The 13,437-nt window shown below is 65.8% G+C and carries 13 protein-coding genes; 6 read left to right on the top strand and 7 right to left on the bottom strand.

Going from position 1 to position 13,437, the window contains the following annotated elements; all coding sequences use genetic code 11:
* Positions 1 to 41 precede the first annotated feature (41 nt).
* Positions 42 to 1,124, bottom strand: a complete 1,083-nt coding sequence (locus tag QQM39_RS22320; RefSeq protein WP_123761884.1) for an inositol-3-phosphate synthase — start codon at positions 1,122 to 1,124, stop codon at positions 42 to 44.
* Between the two features lie 44 nt (positions 1,125 to 1,168).
* Positions 1,169 to 1,852 carry a PadR family transcriptional regulator gene (locus tag QQM39_RS22325; RefSeq protein ID WP_301999156.1) on the bottom strand — a complete coding sequence of 228 codons (684 nt, stop codon included), beginning with the start codon at positions 1,850 to 1,852 and terminating at the stop codon, positions 1,169 to 1,171.
* Between the two features lie 352 nt (positions 1,853 to 2,204).
* Here QQM39_RS22325 and QQM39_RS22330 point away from each other — a divergent pair, with 352 nt between their 5' ends.
* Positions 2,205 to 4,844 carry a transglycosylase domain-containing protein gene (locus tag QQM39_RS22330; protein WP_301999158.1) on the top strand — a complete coding sequence of 880 codons (2,640 nt, stop codon included), beginning with the start codon at positions 2,205 to 2,207 and terminating at the stop codon, positions 4,842 to 4,844.
* Positions 4,845 to 5,434: 590 nt separating this feature from the next.
* Here the strand turns inward: QQM39_RS22330 and QQM39_RS22335 are convergent.
* Together QQM39_RS22335 and QQM39_RS22340 are read right to left on the bottom strand one after the other, a co-directional pair.
* Positions 5,435 to 5,905 carry a transposase gene (locus QQM39_RS22335; protein WP_301999160.1) on the bottom strand — a complete coding sequence of 157 codons (471 nt, stop codon included), beginning with the start codon at positions 5,903 to 5,905 and terminating at the stop codon, positions 5,435 to 5,437.
* Positions 5,906 to 6,146: 241 nt separating this feature from the next.
* Entirely contained in the window at positions 6,147 to 6,764 is a 618-nt protein-coding gene (locus QQM39_RS22340; RefSeq protein WP_301999162.1) for a hypothetical protein, read from the bottom strand.
* Between the two features lie 259 nt (positions 6,765 to 7,023).
* Here QQM39_RS22340 and QQM39_RS22345 point away from each other — a divergent pair, with 259 nt between their 5' ends.
* Positions 7,024 to 8,523, top strand: coding sequence for a glycosyltransferase family 87 protein (locus tag QQM39_RS22345; protein ID WP_301999163.1), 1,500 nt, complete (start codon positions 7,024 to 7,026; stop codon positions 8,521 to 8,523).
* A 113-nt stretch (positions 8,524 to 8,636) separates the two neighbouring features.
* Here the strand turns inward: QQM39_RS22345 and QQM39_RS22350 are convergent, their stop codons facing one another.
* The 3 genes from QQM39_RS22350 to QQM39_RS22360 all read right to left on the bottom strand — a co-directional run bounded on the left by QQM39_RS22350 (position 8,637) and on the right by QQM39_RS22360 (position 11,415).
* The gene (locus QQM39_RS22350) at positions 8,637 to 9,668 is read right to left on the bottom strand and encodes an alanine racemase (protein ID WP_301999165.1); all 1,032 of its coding nucleotides are present in this window, start codon (positions 9,666 to 9,668) and stop codon (positions 8,637 to 8,639) included.
* Positions 9,669 to 9,766: 98 nt separating this feature from the next.
* On the bottom strand, positions 9,767 to 10,885 hold the full coding sequence (gene femX, locus QQM39_RS22355; RefSeq protein ID WP_128435528.1) for a peptidoglycan bridge formation glycyltransferase FemX: 1,119 nt from the start codon (positions 10,883 to 10,885) through the stop codon (positions 9,767 to 9,769).
* A gap of 218 nt (positions 10,886 to 11,103) precedes the next feature.
* On the bottom strand, positions 11,104 to 11,415 hold the full coding sequence (locus QQM39_RS22360) for a hypothetical protein (protein ID WP_301999169.1): 312 nt from the start codon (positions 11,413 to 11,415) through the stop codon (positions 11,104 to 11,106).
* A 263-nt stretch (positions 11,416 to 11,678) separates the two neighbouring features.
* Between QQM39_RS22360 and rpsF the strand changes: the two genes are divergently transcribed.
* The 4 genes from rpsF (at position 11,679) to rplI (ending at position 13,402) form a co-directional block, all read left to right on the top strand.
* Complete coding sequence (gene rpsF, locus QQM39_RS22365; RefSeq protein ID WP_005482942.1) at positions 11,679 to 11,969, top strand: 30S ribosomal protein S6; 291 nt, start codon at positions 11,679 to 11,681, stop codon at positions 11,967 to 11,969.
* 77 nt (positions 11,970 to 12,046) lie between these two features.
* The gene (locus tag QQM39_RS22370) at positions 12,047 to 12,643 is read left to right on the top strand and encodes a single-stranded DNA-binding protein (RefSeq protein WP_301999171.1); all 597 of its coding nucleotides are present in this window, start codon (positions 12,047 to 12,049) and stop codon (positions 12,641 to 12,643) included.
* A 57-nt stretch (positions 12,644 to 12,700) separates the two neighbouring features.
* Positions 12,701 to 12,937, top strand: a complete 237-nt coding sequence (rpsR, locus tag QQM39_RS22375; protein WP_003949403.1) for a 30S ribosomal protein S18 — start codon at positions 12,701 to 12,703, stop codon at positions 12,935 to 12,937.
* 18 nt (positions 12,938 to 12,955) lie between these two features.
* Positions 12,956 to 13,402 (top strand): 50S ribosomal protein L9, encoded by a 447-nt coding sequence (gene rplI, locus QQM39_RS22380; protein ID WP_301999173.1) that lies wholly within the window; start codon positions 12,956 to 12,958, stop codon positions 13,400 to 13,402.
* Positions 13,403 to 13,437: the final 35 nt, after the last annotated feature.

The raw sequence follows: 13,437 nt of genomic DNA on the forward strand, positions 1-13,437 counted from the left end.
AGCAGCTCTGGCAGGAGCGTTTTTAGTGCGGCGCCGTCTGCTTAACGCTCGACCTCACCCTTGATGAACTTCTCGACGTTCTCGCGGGCCTCGTCGTCGAAGTACTGGACCGGCGGGGACTTCATGAAGTACGAGGACGCGGACAGGATCGGGCCGCCGATGCCGCGGTCCTTGGCGATCTTCGCGGCGCGCAGGGCGTCGATGATGACGCCGGCGGAGTTCGGGGAGTCCCAGACCTCGAGCTTGTACTCCAGGTTCAGCGGGACGTCACCGAAGGCGCGGCCCTCAAGGCGGACGTAGGCCCACTTGCGGTCGTCGAGCCAGGCGACGTAGTCGGACGGGCCGATGTGGACGTTCTTCTCGCCGAGGTCCCGGTCGGGGATCTGGGAGGTGACGGCCTGCGTCTTGGAGATCTTCTTCGACTCGAGGCGGTCGCGCTCGAGCATGTTCTTGAAGTCCATGTTGCCGCCGACGTTCAGCTGCATCGTGCGGTCCAGGACGACGCCGCGGTCCTCGAACAGCTTCGCCATGACGCGGTGCGTGATGGTGGCGCCGACCTGGGACTTGATGTCGTCGCCGACGATCGGGACGCCCGCCTCGGTGAACTTGTCCGCCCACTCCTTCGTACCGGCGATGAAGACCGGCAGGGCGTTGACGAAGGCGACCTTGGCGTCGATGGCGCACTGGGCGTAGAACTTCGCCGCGTCCTCGGAGCCCACGGGCAGGTAGCAGACGAGGACGTCGACCTGCTTGTCCTTGAGGACCTGGACCACGTCGACCGGGGCCTCGGCGGACTCCTCGATGGTCTCGCGGTAGTACTTGCCGAGGCCGTCGAGGGTGTGGCCGCGCTGCACGGTCACGCCGGTGTTCGGCACGTCGCAGATCTTGATGGTGTTGTTCTCGCTGGCGCCGATGGCGTCCGCGAGGTCGAGGCCGACCTTCTTCGCGTCGACATCGAAGGCGGCGACGAACTCGACGTCACGGACGTGGTAGTCGCCGAACTGCACGTGCATCAGGCCGGGGACCTTGGACGCCGGGTCGGCGTCCTTGTAGTACTCGACTCCCTGAACCAGCGACGCGGCGCAGTTGCCCACGCCGACGACGGCTACGCGAACCGAACCCATTCCGGTTGCTCCCTGTGTGTACGAGTGAGGCCCTGACTGGGCTCTCACGTGGCGGTGTCGCCGGGCGAATCCGGCCCGGGGGTGCCCCCGGGCCGGGGCAGATCGCCCGGCTCTCCAGATGTGGTATCCTGCTGAGCGGACCCCCCGGAAGCGGAACCCTTCAGGTCCCGCCCGGCCCGCTCGCTCTCGATGAGCTCGTTCAGCCAGCGCACTTCGCGCTCCACGGACTCCATCCCGTGGCGCTGGAGCTCAAGCGTGTAGTCGTCGAGGCGCTCCCGGGTGCGTGCCAGGGAGGCGCGCATCTTCTCCAGGCGCTCCTCCAGCCGGCTGCGGCGGCCCTCCAGTACGCGCATGCGTACGTCCTGCGGCGTGCGTCCGAAGAAGGCAAATCGGGCAGCGAAGTGCTCGTCCTCGTACGCGTCGGGGCCGGTCTGTGAGAGCAGTTCCTCGAAGTGCTCCTTACCTTCCGCCGTCAACCGGTAGACGATCTTGGCGCGGCGCCCCGTGAGTGGTGCGGCGAGGGCGTCCTCGACGGTGTTCCCCGGTTCCTCGATCAACCAGCCGTTGGCGACCAGCGTCTTGAGGCAGGGATAGAGCGTGCCGTAGCTGAACGCACGGAACACACCCAGTGACGTATTGAGTCGTTTGCGCAGCTCATAGCCGTGCATCGGGGACTCGCGGAGCAGTCCGAGGACGGCGAACTCGAGGATCCCGGAACGTCGGCTCATCCCCTCGCCTCCTCGTCATATCTCGCGCTGATGTATCGACTCGATACATCACGACGATAGAACGGCCTTCCGGATGCGACAAGTGGGGGGACGGTGAACGGGATCACATCAACGATTCATGTGGAGCGAGTTGCCTGATTTGGGGTGAAGTTCGGGGCTAGGTGGGCTTTGACGGTGCGTAGTCTGTGCGCCATGCACACCACCGGGAACCGAGTGACACCTGAGGGCGTCGTCGTCCTTGGTGCAGTACGGGTGAATGCGGAACCGACCGCATCCGTACTTCGGGGGGACCGGAAATCAGCCGCCGTTGCCAGGCGCGCAGGGGTGCGCCTGCCCGAGGAGTAGTCGTTCGATGAGCGAGCACCGTCGCAAACCGCCGCAGCCGCAGGGAGGCGGACGTGCCGCGGCCCGACGCGGCCAGCCCGGCTCGTCCGCCGGCCGCCGAGCGGCACCGCGAGGCGCCACCGGATCTCCTTCCGACTCGTACGGGTCGGGTTCCAGCGGTTCGGGAGGCGAGGAACGGCCGTACGGCGGCCGCGCCGAGGCACGCCGCGCGGCCCAGAGAAGTGGAGGCGGCCGCCGCAGAGCGGCCGAACCGGGCAGAGGCGGCCGCCGTGCCGCTCCCGGCGGGCCGAACGGCCCTGGGCGCGGCAGAGGGCGCGCGGCCCCACCCGGCAGTAGGCGGTTCGTCGACTATCCGCGCGCGGGCAAGTACGGAGTGGCGCGGTGGGTGCCGTCGTGGCGGCTCGTCACCGGCCTGTTCATCGGCTTCCTCGGCAGCCTCGTGGCCGTTGCGGGTATCGGGTACGCGATGGTCGGCATTCCCAAGGAGGACGCGGCGGCCAAGTCTGAGAACAACGTCTACTACTGGGCAGACGGCACTCAGATGGTCGCTACGGGTAGCGGCCAGAACCGTCAGAACATCACGATCGACAAGATCCCGAAGGCCATGCGGTACGCGGTGATCTCCGCCGAGAACAAGACCTTCTACGAGGACTCGGGCATCGACCCCGCGGGCATCGCCCGAGCGCTGGCCAACATGGCCCGGGGCGGTGACACGCAGGGCGGTTCGACGATCACTCAGCAGTTCGTCAAGAACACCTACCTGAGCCAGGAGCAGACGCTCTCCCGGAAGTTCAAGGAGATGTTCATCTCGATCAAGGTGGGGGGTGAACTCACCAAGGACGAGATCCTCCAGGGCTACCTGAACACTTCGTACTACGGCCGTGGCGCCTACGGTATCCAGGCTGCGGCCCAGACCTACTACGGCAAGGACGCGGTCAAGCTCACGCCGAGCGAGTGTGCCTTCCTTGCCGCGCTACTCAAAGGCCCGACGTACTACGACCCTGAGGGCAACACGAACCTTGACCGGTCGGCGACTCCTGCGGCTAACAAAAAGCGTTCCCAGGAGCGCTGGGGATGGATCCTCGGCGAGATGCGCAAGGACGACCATCTGACGGAGGCGCAGTACCAGGAGGCCATCAAGAAGTACCCCACGCCTCAGGGCCTCAAGGCAACCAAGGGCATGACCGGCCAGATCAGCTACCTGGTCGACACGGCCAAGAAGTACGTCCTCAGCCACTCGGACATCACGCAGACGGAGTTCGACAAGGGCGGTTTCCAGATCACCACGACCTTCGAGAAGGACAAGGTCAATGCCCTGACCAAGGCCGTCAAGAAGATCGAGAGTGAGCGCCTCGACCCAGAGAAGCGTGAACTGGACAAGTACGTCCAGTTCGGTGCGGCGTCGGTGAAGCCCAATGACGGTGCCATCGTCGCTATCTACGGCGGCGCCGGTTACGAGAACGACCACTTCACCAACAATGCTGACACCTCAGGTGTACCGGTCGGTTCGACGTGGAAGCCGTTCGTGCTAGCCGCGGCCATGCAGTACGGCCGGTACGACACCAACGGCGAGGCTCTGTCGCCGATGAGTAAGTACAACGGCAACGACAAGCTCAAGGTCAGGAACGCGGACGGCAGTTATGTCCTGGACAAGGATGACCAGGTCTTCCTGCAGCGCAATGAGAGCACTCGTGCCTGGGGTTACATCACCTTGCGCAAGGCGATGGAGCAGTCGATCAACACGCCGTTCGTACAACTCGGCTGGGACGTCGGGATGTCGAAGGTGCGGGATGTCGCCCAGAAGTCCGGCATCCTGAAGGACAGCTTTGCCACGCTTAACCCGTCCTTTGCACTCGGCACGTCGACTCCCAGTGCGATTCGCATGGCGGACGCCTACGCGACGTTCGCCGCGTCAGGTCAGCACACCGATCCGTACTCGGTCGTCGAGGTCAAGAAGGACGGCCAACCGCTTTCTGGATTCACCAAGCCGAAGGCCACTCAGGCGATGCCCGAGAACGTGGCAAACAACGTCACGGACACCCTCGAGAACGTCATCGAGAACGGTACAGGCCAGAACGCCAAGGCCCTGGGCCGTACGGCGGCCGGTAAGACCGGTACCACCGACGAGAACAAGTCGGCCTGGTTCGTCGGCTACACCCAGCAGCTCTCGACCGCGGTCGCGATGTTCCGGGAGAATCCGAAGGACCACAGGTTGCTCTCCATGAACGGCACGGCCGGCGAGGATTCCATCCACGGTGGTGACGTCCCCACGGAGGTGTGGACCGAGTACATGAAGGCCGCGCTCAAGGGCAAGAGCGACCCCGGCTTCCCGGAGGCCGAGGAGATCGGCGAGATCGCCGACGCCGTGGGCGCGCCGTCGCCGACGCCGTCCTTCACTCCGGAGCCGAGCGAGTCGGCTTCCCCGACGCCGAGTGCGTCGCCCAGTGAGAGTGCCGTCTCTCCGACACCTTCGGCGAGTGAGACCTGCCAGATCAGCTGGCAGTGCGACACCGCCAACGGCGGACAGAACGGTGGCACGGACGGCGGCGTGACCTCGTCAGCGACACCCACGGAAACGGAGACGGATAGTAACGGAGGGAATGCCAACGGCAACGGAGGCATCTTCGGAGGTGCGAACGGTCAGTAGTCCCGATGCTCCAGCTGTAGATCGTGATCTTCATGTCTGGGGTGGGGCTCGCCGTCAGTAATGACTCGCTCGTGGTCCGCCTGGTGGCGGCGTCGCCAGGCGGACCAGTGGAGCCGGTGCGCCGGGCCGTGATCGGGTCGGACGGCGCCAGTGATGAAACAGGCGCTGGTTGTCGTTGCAGGTCAGCGGGATCGGTTCGTCCGGTGTGGGTCGGTGTGCGTGCTCGTCGGCGCGGATGACGGCGAGGAAGGCACGGGCCCAGCATCGCGAGGGCTACCCAGCGGCTCCAGGAGGGATAGCGGCGGACCTGGTGCTCATCCAGCCCAGCCAGCCCTTTCTCACTCGGGAAGGTCTCCTCCATCCGCCATCTGGAACCTGCCCCCCTTGACCAGAGTGACCAGGGACGCCGGTGTGGTGGAGTGACAGTGTTAGCAGGCGGGTTCACCTGTGGTGCGGTTGCGGCGGATGAGCAACTGGTGACGGCCCGGCGACGGGGCGGCGAGATCGATGACGGCCCAGTCGTAGAACTCCTGCCCCATTGCTCCGCGTCGGGCCGAGGGTTTCTGCCAAGGCCCACATCGGCACCTTCCTCACCAGGGCGTCGGTGCAGAACGTGCCTGCACCGGTGGGCACTTCGGCCGAACTGGCCGCCGCGAGGACGTAACCGATGCCGCGATTCTCCAAAGTCGTTCGCAGTATTCGTTGCCGCCGTAGGCCTCGTCACCCGTGACCCAGCCGACGCGGTGTCCGGCATGAAGGGACTGTTCGATCATCACCCAGGCCGGTTCCGGCTTGGTCGTGAAGAGGGCGTCTTGGCCAAGGCCCGCGGCCCGGGAGCGTTCCTTCCGGGGGCGCACGTCCAGGAGCACGGGATGTGCAGCTCCCGGTCTACCGCCGCGTGTCCTCGCTCGCCCGGCGTAGACGACGACCTGGGAGTTCTCGATTCGGCCAGCGGTGTCGGTGTACCGGCTTTGGACCCTGACGGTATGGATGCCCTTCTTCACGTTGCCGGTCTCGTCCGGCAATTTCGCGCCCGGCAGGTCCGACAGCAGCCCCAGCACCAACCGCTCTGCCCCCTACCCGGGCATCAACCCGGGAGAACGGGCCCGCAATCCGGCCCATGGCCATCTCCGCACCGGCCCCGACCAGCAAGATTATGATCTACACCTGAAGTGCTGAGTCGGGAGGCAGAAGGTCCCCACCGCGTGATGCGATAGGGACCTGAAGTTTCCGCTCAGCTGAAGGCTAAACGGCCTGCCGAAGTGAATGGCGGGCTGTTTAGGAGAGTGGAGACCGGAGTCACTAGAAGCGTGGTGACCCCGTAAGTTCCCAGGTGTCCCCGCCAAGGCCGTCAGCGTCGAGGTCGAAATTCACCCAACCGTCGCCGCTCAGTCCAGTTTGCGAAGTGGTGTAGTGACTTCCGGTCTTACACTGGATCGTACCGGAAGAGGCCCCATTGATTTCCGCAGTGTAATCACACGTAGCCGTCAGGATGGCCGAGTCGTTCCGCTCAAGACGGACCTTTATGTCAAAATTGTCGAACTTCCGGGCTCCGCCACCGTCGATCCAGTATCCCTCGGCGCTCGCCCAGAATTTATCGGGGTTACTTCTCTCGCGGGTCACGCACATCTGGATGTATACGTCAGTATTGTAACCTGAAGTTCCGAACTCCCTATGCTGCTCAGAGCCGCAGCCGCCAAGCGCCTGAGCAGGAGTGTTTAGAACGAGCGAGCTGGCGACAGCCAGTGCTGAAGCTGCTAGCACGGTGGCACGGCGAGAAATCTTTGACTTCATCAAGTCTCTCGTTTTCGGCAGGTATTTTGATCCTGGAGCAATGCGTGTGGAAACTGCATGGCGTCGATGGTCTACGGAAAGATAGAACAAGTCCGATGCAGGCGAGTTCTCATCTGCCGCCAGCACTTGGTGCACCATTACTTATGAGATCGCGTAACTCTATGACGATCGTTTGAAGTGTACCTGATGAGGGATGTCGGGGTTCTGGCGCTCCGGGTGTCTCGCGAAATTGTTTTGTGTCAGTTCACGTGGTTATTGGCCCCTTTCTAACCTGGCGGTACGAACCTGTGGTTGGCCTGGCGGACTGGCTGGTGGGTGATCAGCAGGCGGCCGGTCGGACGAGCATCAGTTCGGTGCTCGGTTCGCGTACGGCAGGATGTGCCCCATGCCCAGTGCAGAGACGACGCCCACGAGCGTGCACGAGCCGGACCCGGTGCGGCCGACCAAGGAGGACGAGGTCGCCGCGAGCGGGAGTGAGCTGATCGGTGGCCCCATCGGACGGCGCGCCCTGCTCGGGACGTCCTGGTGGACTCCCGTGCGGATCGTCGCTCTCGTGGCGATCGGCATGTTCGCCCTCGGTCTGGTCCAGAAGGCACCCTGCTACAACGGCGCCTGGTTCTTCGGCGCCAGCTCGCAGTACACACATGCCTGCTACTCGGACATCCCGCACCTCTACCAGGGGCGCGGCTTCGCCGACGGGCTGGTGCCGTACTTCGACAAGCTCCCCGGCGACATGCAGTACCTCGAATACCCGGTGCTGACCGGTGTGTTCATGGAGGTCGCCTCCTGGCTCACGCCGGGCAGCGGCAGCATCCAGGACCAGGAGCAGTGGTACTGGATGGTCAACGCCGGGATGCTGATGGTGTGCGCGGCCGTCATCGCCGTCTGTGTGACCCGCACGCACGCCCGGCGCCCCTGGGACGGACTACTGGTCGCCCTCGCGCCCGCCTTCGCGCTGACCGCGACCATTAACTGGGACCTGCTGGCCGTCGCCCTGACGGCCGCAGCGATGCTGATGTGGTCGCGCGGCCGCTCCCTTGCTTTCGGCATCCTGCTGGGGCTCGCCACGGCCGCGAAGCTCTACCCCGTCTTCCTGCTCGGCCCGTTGTTTGTCCTGTGCTGGCGTGCCGGCAAGTGGCGGGACTTCGGGAAGGCGCTGGGCGGCACCGTCGTCGCCTGGCTGGTCGTGAACCTTCCGGTGATGCTGCTTGCCTGGGACGGGTGGTCGCAGTTCTATCGGTTCAGTCAGGAACGGGGCGTCGACTTCGGCTCCTTCTGGCTGATCATGGCCCAGAACTCCACCGACCCACTGAGTACGGAGACCGTCAACACGCTTGCCACTCTGCTGATGCTGCTGTGCTGCGCCGGCATTGCGGCCCTCACGCTCACCGCACCGCGACGTCCGCGGTTCGCCCAGCTGGCCTTCCTGATCATCGCGGCGTTCATCCTCACCAACAAGGTCTACTCGCCTCAGTACGTGCTGTGGCTGGTGCCCCTGGCCGTGCTGGCCCGGCCGAGGTGGCGGGACTTCCTCATCTGGCAGGCGGGCGAGGTGGCGTACTTCCTCGGGATCTGGCTATATCTCGCGTACACGACCAGCGGGGACGCCCACAAGGGACTGCCGCCCGACGGCTACCACTGGGCCATCGGCGTGCACCTGCTCGGGACGCTGTACCTGTGCGCCGTCGTCGTACGGGACATCCTCATGCCGGAACGGGACCCGGTGCGCCGGGGTGGTGACGACGATCCCTCGGGCGGCGTGCTCGACCGGGTGGACGACGTGTTCGTGCTCGGCCCCGCAGCACATCCACCGCGGCACGCGGCCCACTTCGACGGGCCGCAAGTGGAGTGGGGCAAGCAGGGGACGACCGGCGGTTCGCTCTGAGCGAACAGGGCGTAGGCAGGGCACGCGAAAGGCCGTACACGGAAGAGTCCGTGTACGGCCTTTCCCCGTTCGGAGTGCCGAGCGGTGGTCGCTTCAGTGCCAGCGGCGTTCGTTCAGCGGTCGACGAGCCGGTCGAACTGCGTGGTGGTGTGCCGCAGATGGGCGACCAACTCGTCGCCGACCTTCGGCTCGGGAGCGTCCGAGGGGACGAACAAGATGGAGACCTGCATGTGCGGCGGCTCCGCGAACCAGCGCTGCTTGCCGCCCCATACGAAGGGAGAAAGGTTCCGGTTGACGGTGGCGAGGCCGGCCCGGGCGACGCCCTTGGCGCGCGGCATGACGCCGTGCAGGGCCTTGGGGGCCTCCAGACCCACCCCGTGCGACGTACCGCCCGCCACGACCACCAGGAAGCCGTCGGAGGCTGCCTTCTGCTGCCGGTAACCGAAGCGGTCGCCCTTGGAGACGCGCGTGACGTCCAGGACCGCGCCGCGGTACTCGGTGGCCTCGTGGTCCCCCAGCCACAGCCGGGTGCCGATACGGGCGCGGAAGCGGGTCTGCGGGAACTGCTGCTGCAGGCGGGCGAGTTCCTCGGCCTTGAGGTGGCTGACGAACATCGTGTGCAGTGGCAGCCGCGCGGCACGCAGACGGTCCATCCAGCCGATGACCTCCTCGACGGCGTCCGAGCCGTCGGTGCGGTCCAGCGGCAGGTGGATGGCGAAACCCTCGAGCCGGACGTTCTCTATGGCGGCGTGCAGCTGCGGCAGGTCGCGCTCGCTCACACCGTGCCGCTTCATCGAGGACATCACCTCGATGACGACGCGGGCGCCGACGAGGCCGTACACGCCGTCCACCGACGACACCGAGCGGATGACCCGGTCGGGCAGCGGCACCGGCTCCTCGCCGCGCCGGTACGGCGTCAGCACCAGCAGGTCGCCGCCGAACCAGTCCTTGATGCGCGCGGCCTCGTATGTCGTGCCGACGGCGAGGACCTCGGAACCCAGACGCGTGGCCTCTTCCGCCAGCCGCTCGTGCCCGAACCCGTAGCCGTTGCCTTTGCAGACCGGGACGAGCCCCGGGAACTGCTCCTGCACGTGCTTGTGGTGCGCCCGCCAGCGCGCGGTGTCGACGTAGAGCGTGAGCGCCATGGCCGGACCTGGAACCTTTCTCGTGGCTGCGGTGTATCAGAGGTATGGAAGCTATCGACGGTGCAGCAGTTGACGGTATCGAAGCAGAGAACGGGAGGTCAGCGGCGCGACATGTAGATGTCGAGCGCCTTGTGGAGCAACTTGTTCAGCGGGAAGTCCCACTCCCCGAGATACTCGGCGGCCTGCCCGCCCGTGCCCACCTTGAACTGGATCAGGCCGAAGAGGTGGTCGGTCTCGTCCAGTGAGTCGGAGATGCCGCGCAGGTCGTAGACGGTCGCGCCGAGCGCGTAGGCGTCACGCAGCATCCGCCACTGCATCGCGTTCGAGGGCCGGACCTCACGGCCGATGTTGTCGGAGGCGCCGTAGGAGTACCAGACGTGCCCGCCGACGATCAGCATCGTCGCCGCCGACAGGTTCACACCGTTGTGGCGGGCGAAGTACAGCCGCATGCGGTTGGGGTCCTCGGTGTTGAGGGCCGTCCACATACGCTGGAAGTACGACAGCGGACGCGGCCGGAAATGGTCGCGTACGGCCGTGATCTCGTACAGGCGCTGCCACTCCGCGAGGTCCTGGTAACCGCCCTGGACGACCTCGACGCCGGCCTTCTCGGCCTTCTTGATGTTGCGGCGCCACAGCTGGTTGAAGTTCTTGTGGACCTCTTCGAGGGACCGGTTGGCCAGCGGCACCTGGTAGACGTAGCGCGGCTGGACGTCGCCGAAGCCGGCGCCACCGTCCTCGCCCTGCTGCCAGCCCATACGGCGCAGTTTGTCGGCGACCTCGAAGGCGCGCGGCTCGATGAAGTCGGCCTCGATGTCCCTCAGCCGCTTCACATCCGGGTTCTGGATGCCCGCCTTGATCGAGGTGGCCTCCCAGCGCCGGATGATCACCGGTGGGCCCATCTTCACGGAGAAGGCGCCCTGGTGCTTCAGATGCGCGAGCATCGGTTCCAGCCAGTCGGTCAGATTCGGCGCGAACCAGTTGATGACCGGGCCCTCGGGAAGATAGGCGAGATAGCGCTTGATCTTGGGTAGCTGTCGGTAGAGGACGAGGCCCGCGCCCACGAGTTCGCCGCTCTTGTCGAACCAGCCGAGGCTCTCCGAGCGCCACTCCGCCTTGACGTCCGCCCAGGCCGGAACCTGCATGTGGCTCGCCGACGGCAGGCTCTGGATGTATGCCAGATGCTGCTCGCGACTGATCGTCCTCAGGGTCAGGCTCATTCGGGGCGCTCCTCGGGCTGGTGTGTCCCCATGGGTACAGGGGCTCCGGCTCTCGCGCCGAAGCCTACTGCGCCTTGGGAGCGCCCCGACTGGGCGTATGGAAGCTTCGCCCCGGCCCTGTGGGCCACCGAGGCGTTCGGTGGTGTTCTATGCGCTGTTCTACCGGTGTTCGGAGGCCAGTCTCCGTGGCCGGTTCTTCGGAGGACGATGCCCTGGCGTCAGAAGAACCCCCCGAAGAGGCCGCCGTGCGCCATGCCGAGGAAGAAGCCGACCGCCGCGGCGCCGAGGCCGATGATCAGCCCGAAGCGCTCGCGGGTCGTCTCCGAGATCCACTGGCCGTAAGCGCCGGTGAGGATCCCCACCAGACCGGTCCAGGAGCTGAGCAGGTGCAGGTTGTGGAACATCGCCGTGACGAAGGCCGTGATGCCCAGCACCAGGGTCACCGCGAGCAGGGTGTCCTGGAGAGGGTGGGGCTTTCCGTCCGTGGCGAAAAGGCCTCCGACGGTGTTGGGTCGCATTGCCTGTGCCATAGGGCACCTCCTGCGAAAGGCGGCGCATCGTAGCGCCATACACACCCGATGTGTACAGATTGTCGGTGACGGCGCCCGGATTTCAACCGGACGCCGGTGTGCAGGTACTGTGTACCGTCTGCACCGGTGTCTGCCCGGGCCAGCTCGGAGAACCGTGAGGTCACCTCCGATTGTCAGTGGCGGCCGATACCGTTGCGTACGCATCACAACCCTCCTGCCACGGAACGACCGTGGCCGCTGAGTCCAAAGGAGGTGGGTTCCACATGCGTCACTACGAGGTGATGGTCATCCTCGACCCCGATCTGGAGGAGCGCGCTGTCGCCCCCCTGATCGAGAACTTCCTCTCCGTCGTCCGTGAGGGCAACGGAAAGGTCGAGAAGGTCGACACCTGGGGCCGTCGTCGTCTGTCGTACGAGATCAAGAAGAAGCCCGAGGGCATCTACTCGGTCATCGACCTGCAGGCCGAGCCTGCGGTCGTCAAGGAGCTCGACCGCCAGATGAACCTGAACGAGTCGGTCCTCCGGACCAAGGTCCTCCGCCCCGAGACCCACTGAGCTCTCCCGCTCAGCTCATCTCGGGATTCGAGTAGCAGCACAAGCAGCCAGCAGCAAACCCGCCGAGAGGTTCCCCCATGGCAGGCGAGACCGTCATCACGGTCGTCGGCAATCTTGTCGATGACCCCGAGCTGCGCTTCACCCCTTCCGGTGCGGCCGTCGCGAAGTTCCGTGTCGCGTCCACGCCCCGGACCTTCGACCGTCAGACGAACGAGTGGAAGGACGGCGAGAGCCTGTTCCTGACCTGCTCGGTCTGGCGTCAGGCGGCGGAGAACGTCGCAGAGTCGCTCCAGCGAGGCATGCGCGTCATCGTGCAGGGTCGGCTGAAGCAGCGGTCCTACGAGGACCGTGAGGGCGTCAAGCGCACGGTCTACGAGCTGGACGTCGAGGAAGTCGGCGCCAGCCTGCGCAATGCCACGGCCAAGGTCACCAAGACCGCCGGCCGCGGTGGCCAGGGTGGTTATGGCGGCGGTGGCGGTGGCGGCCAGGGTGGCGGCGGCTGGGGCGGTGGCCCCGGCGGCGGTCAGCAGGGCGGCGGCGCTCCCGCTGACGACCCGTGGGCGACCAGTGCTCCCGCCGGTGGCCAGCAGGGCGGTGGCGGTGGCGGCGGCTGGGGTGGAAACTCCGGCGGCAGCGGCAGCGGCGGCGGCTACTCGGACGAGCCCCCTTTCTAGGCCTTGGGCCGAGGGGCGGGTCGTACCCAAACTTCTTGATCACACAGGAGATACACCATGGCGAAGCCGCCTGTGCGCAAGCCGAAGAAGAAGGTCTGCGCTTTCTGCAAGGACAAGGTCACGTACGTGGACTACAAGGACACGAACATGCTGCGGAAGTTCATTTCCGACCGCGGCAAGATCCGTGCCCGCCGCGTGACCGGCAACTGCACGCAGCACCAGCGTGACGTCGCCACGGCCGTGAAGAACAGCCGTGAGATGGCGCTGCTGCCCTACACCTCCACCGCGCGATAAGGGAAGGGCGACCGACACATGAAGATCATCCTCACCCACGAGGTCTCCGGCCTCGGTGCCGCGGGCGACGTCGTCGACGTCAAGGACGGTTACGCTCGCAACTACCTGATCCCGCGGAAGTTCGCTATCCGCTGGACCAAGGGCGGCGAGAAGGACGTCGAGCAGATCCGTCGCGCTCGCAAGATCCACGAGATCCAGACCATCGAGCAGGCCAACCAGGTCAAGGGCCAGCTCGAGGCGGTCAAGGTCCGTCTGGCTGTCCGTTCCGGCGAGGCCGGCCGTCTCTTCGGTTCCGTCACCCCGGCCGACGTCGCCTCGGCGATCAAGGCTGCCGGTGGCCCCGAGGTCGACAAGCGCCGCATCGAGCTCGGTGCGCCGATCAAGACCCTGGGCGCCCACGAGACGTCCGTGCGTCTGCACCCCGAGGTTGCCGCCAAGGTCAACATCGAGGTCGTCGCGGCCTGATCGCTGCGCTCGGCTTGAACAGCTGAATGAAGGGG

Origin of the sequence: Streptomyces sp. DT2A-34 (assembly GCF_030499515.1) — a bacterium.
Lineage (GTDB): Bacteria > Actinomycetota > Actinomycetes > Streptomycetales > Streptomycetaceae > Streptomyces.

Coding starts and splice junctions, on each gene's coding strand:
- QQM39_RS22320 (WP_123761884.1), bottom strand. CDS start 1,124: ATGGGTTCGGTTCGCGTAGCCGTCGTCGGCGTGGGCAACTGCGCCGCG.
- QQM39_RS22325 (WP_301999156.1), bottom strand. CDS start 1,852: ATGAGCCGACGTTCCGGGATCCTCGAGTTCGCCGTCCTCGGACTGCTC.
- QQM39_RS22330 (WP_301999158.1), top strand. CDS start 2,205: ATGAGCGAGCACCGTCGCAAACCGCCGCAGCCGCAGGGAGGCGGACGT.
- QQM39_RS22345 (WP_301999163.1), top strand. CDS start 7,024: ATGCCCAGTGCAGAGACGACGCCCACGAGCGTGCACGAGCCGGACCCG.
- QQM39_RS22350 (WP_301999165.1), bottom strand. CDS start 9,668: ATGGCGCTCACGCTCTACGTCGACACCGCGCGCTGGCGGGCGCACCAC.
- femX (WP_128435528.1), bottom strand. CDS start 10,885: ATGAGCCTGACCCTGAGGACGATCAGTCGCGAGCAGCATCTGGCATAC.
- QQM39_RS22360 (WP_301999169.1), bottom strand. CDS start 11,415: ATGGCACAGGCAATGCGACCCAACACCGTCGGAGGCCTTTTCGCCACG.
- rpsF (WP_005482942.1), top strand. CDS start 11,679: ATGCGTCACTACGAGGTGATGGTCATCCTCGACCCCGATCTGGAGGAG.
- QQM39_RS22370 (WP_301999171.1), top strand. CDS start 12,047: ATGGCAGGCGAGACCGTCATCACGGTCGTCGGCAATCTTGTCGATGAC.
- rpsR (WP_003949403.1), top strand. CDS start 12,701: ATGGCGAAGCCGCCTGTGCGCAAGCCGAAGAAGAAGGTCTGCGCTTTC.
- rplI (WP_301999173.1), top strand. CDS start 12,956: ATGAAGATCATCCTCACCCACGAGGTCTCCGGCCTCGGTGCCGCGGGC.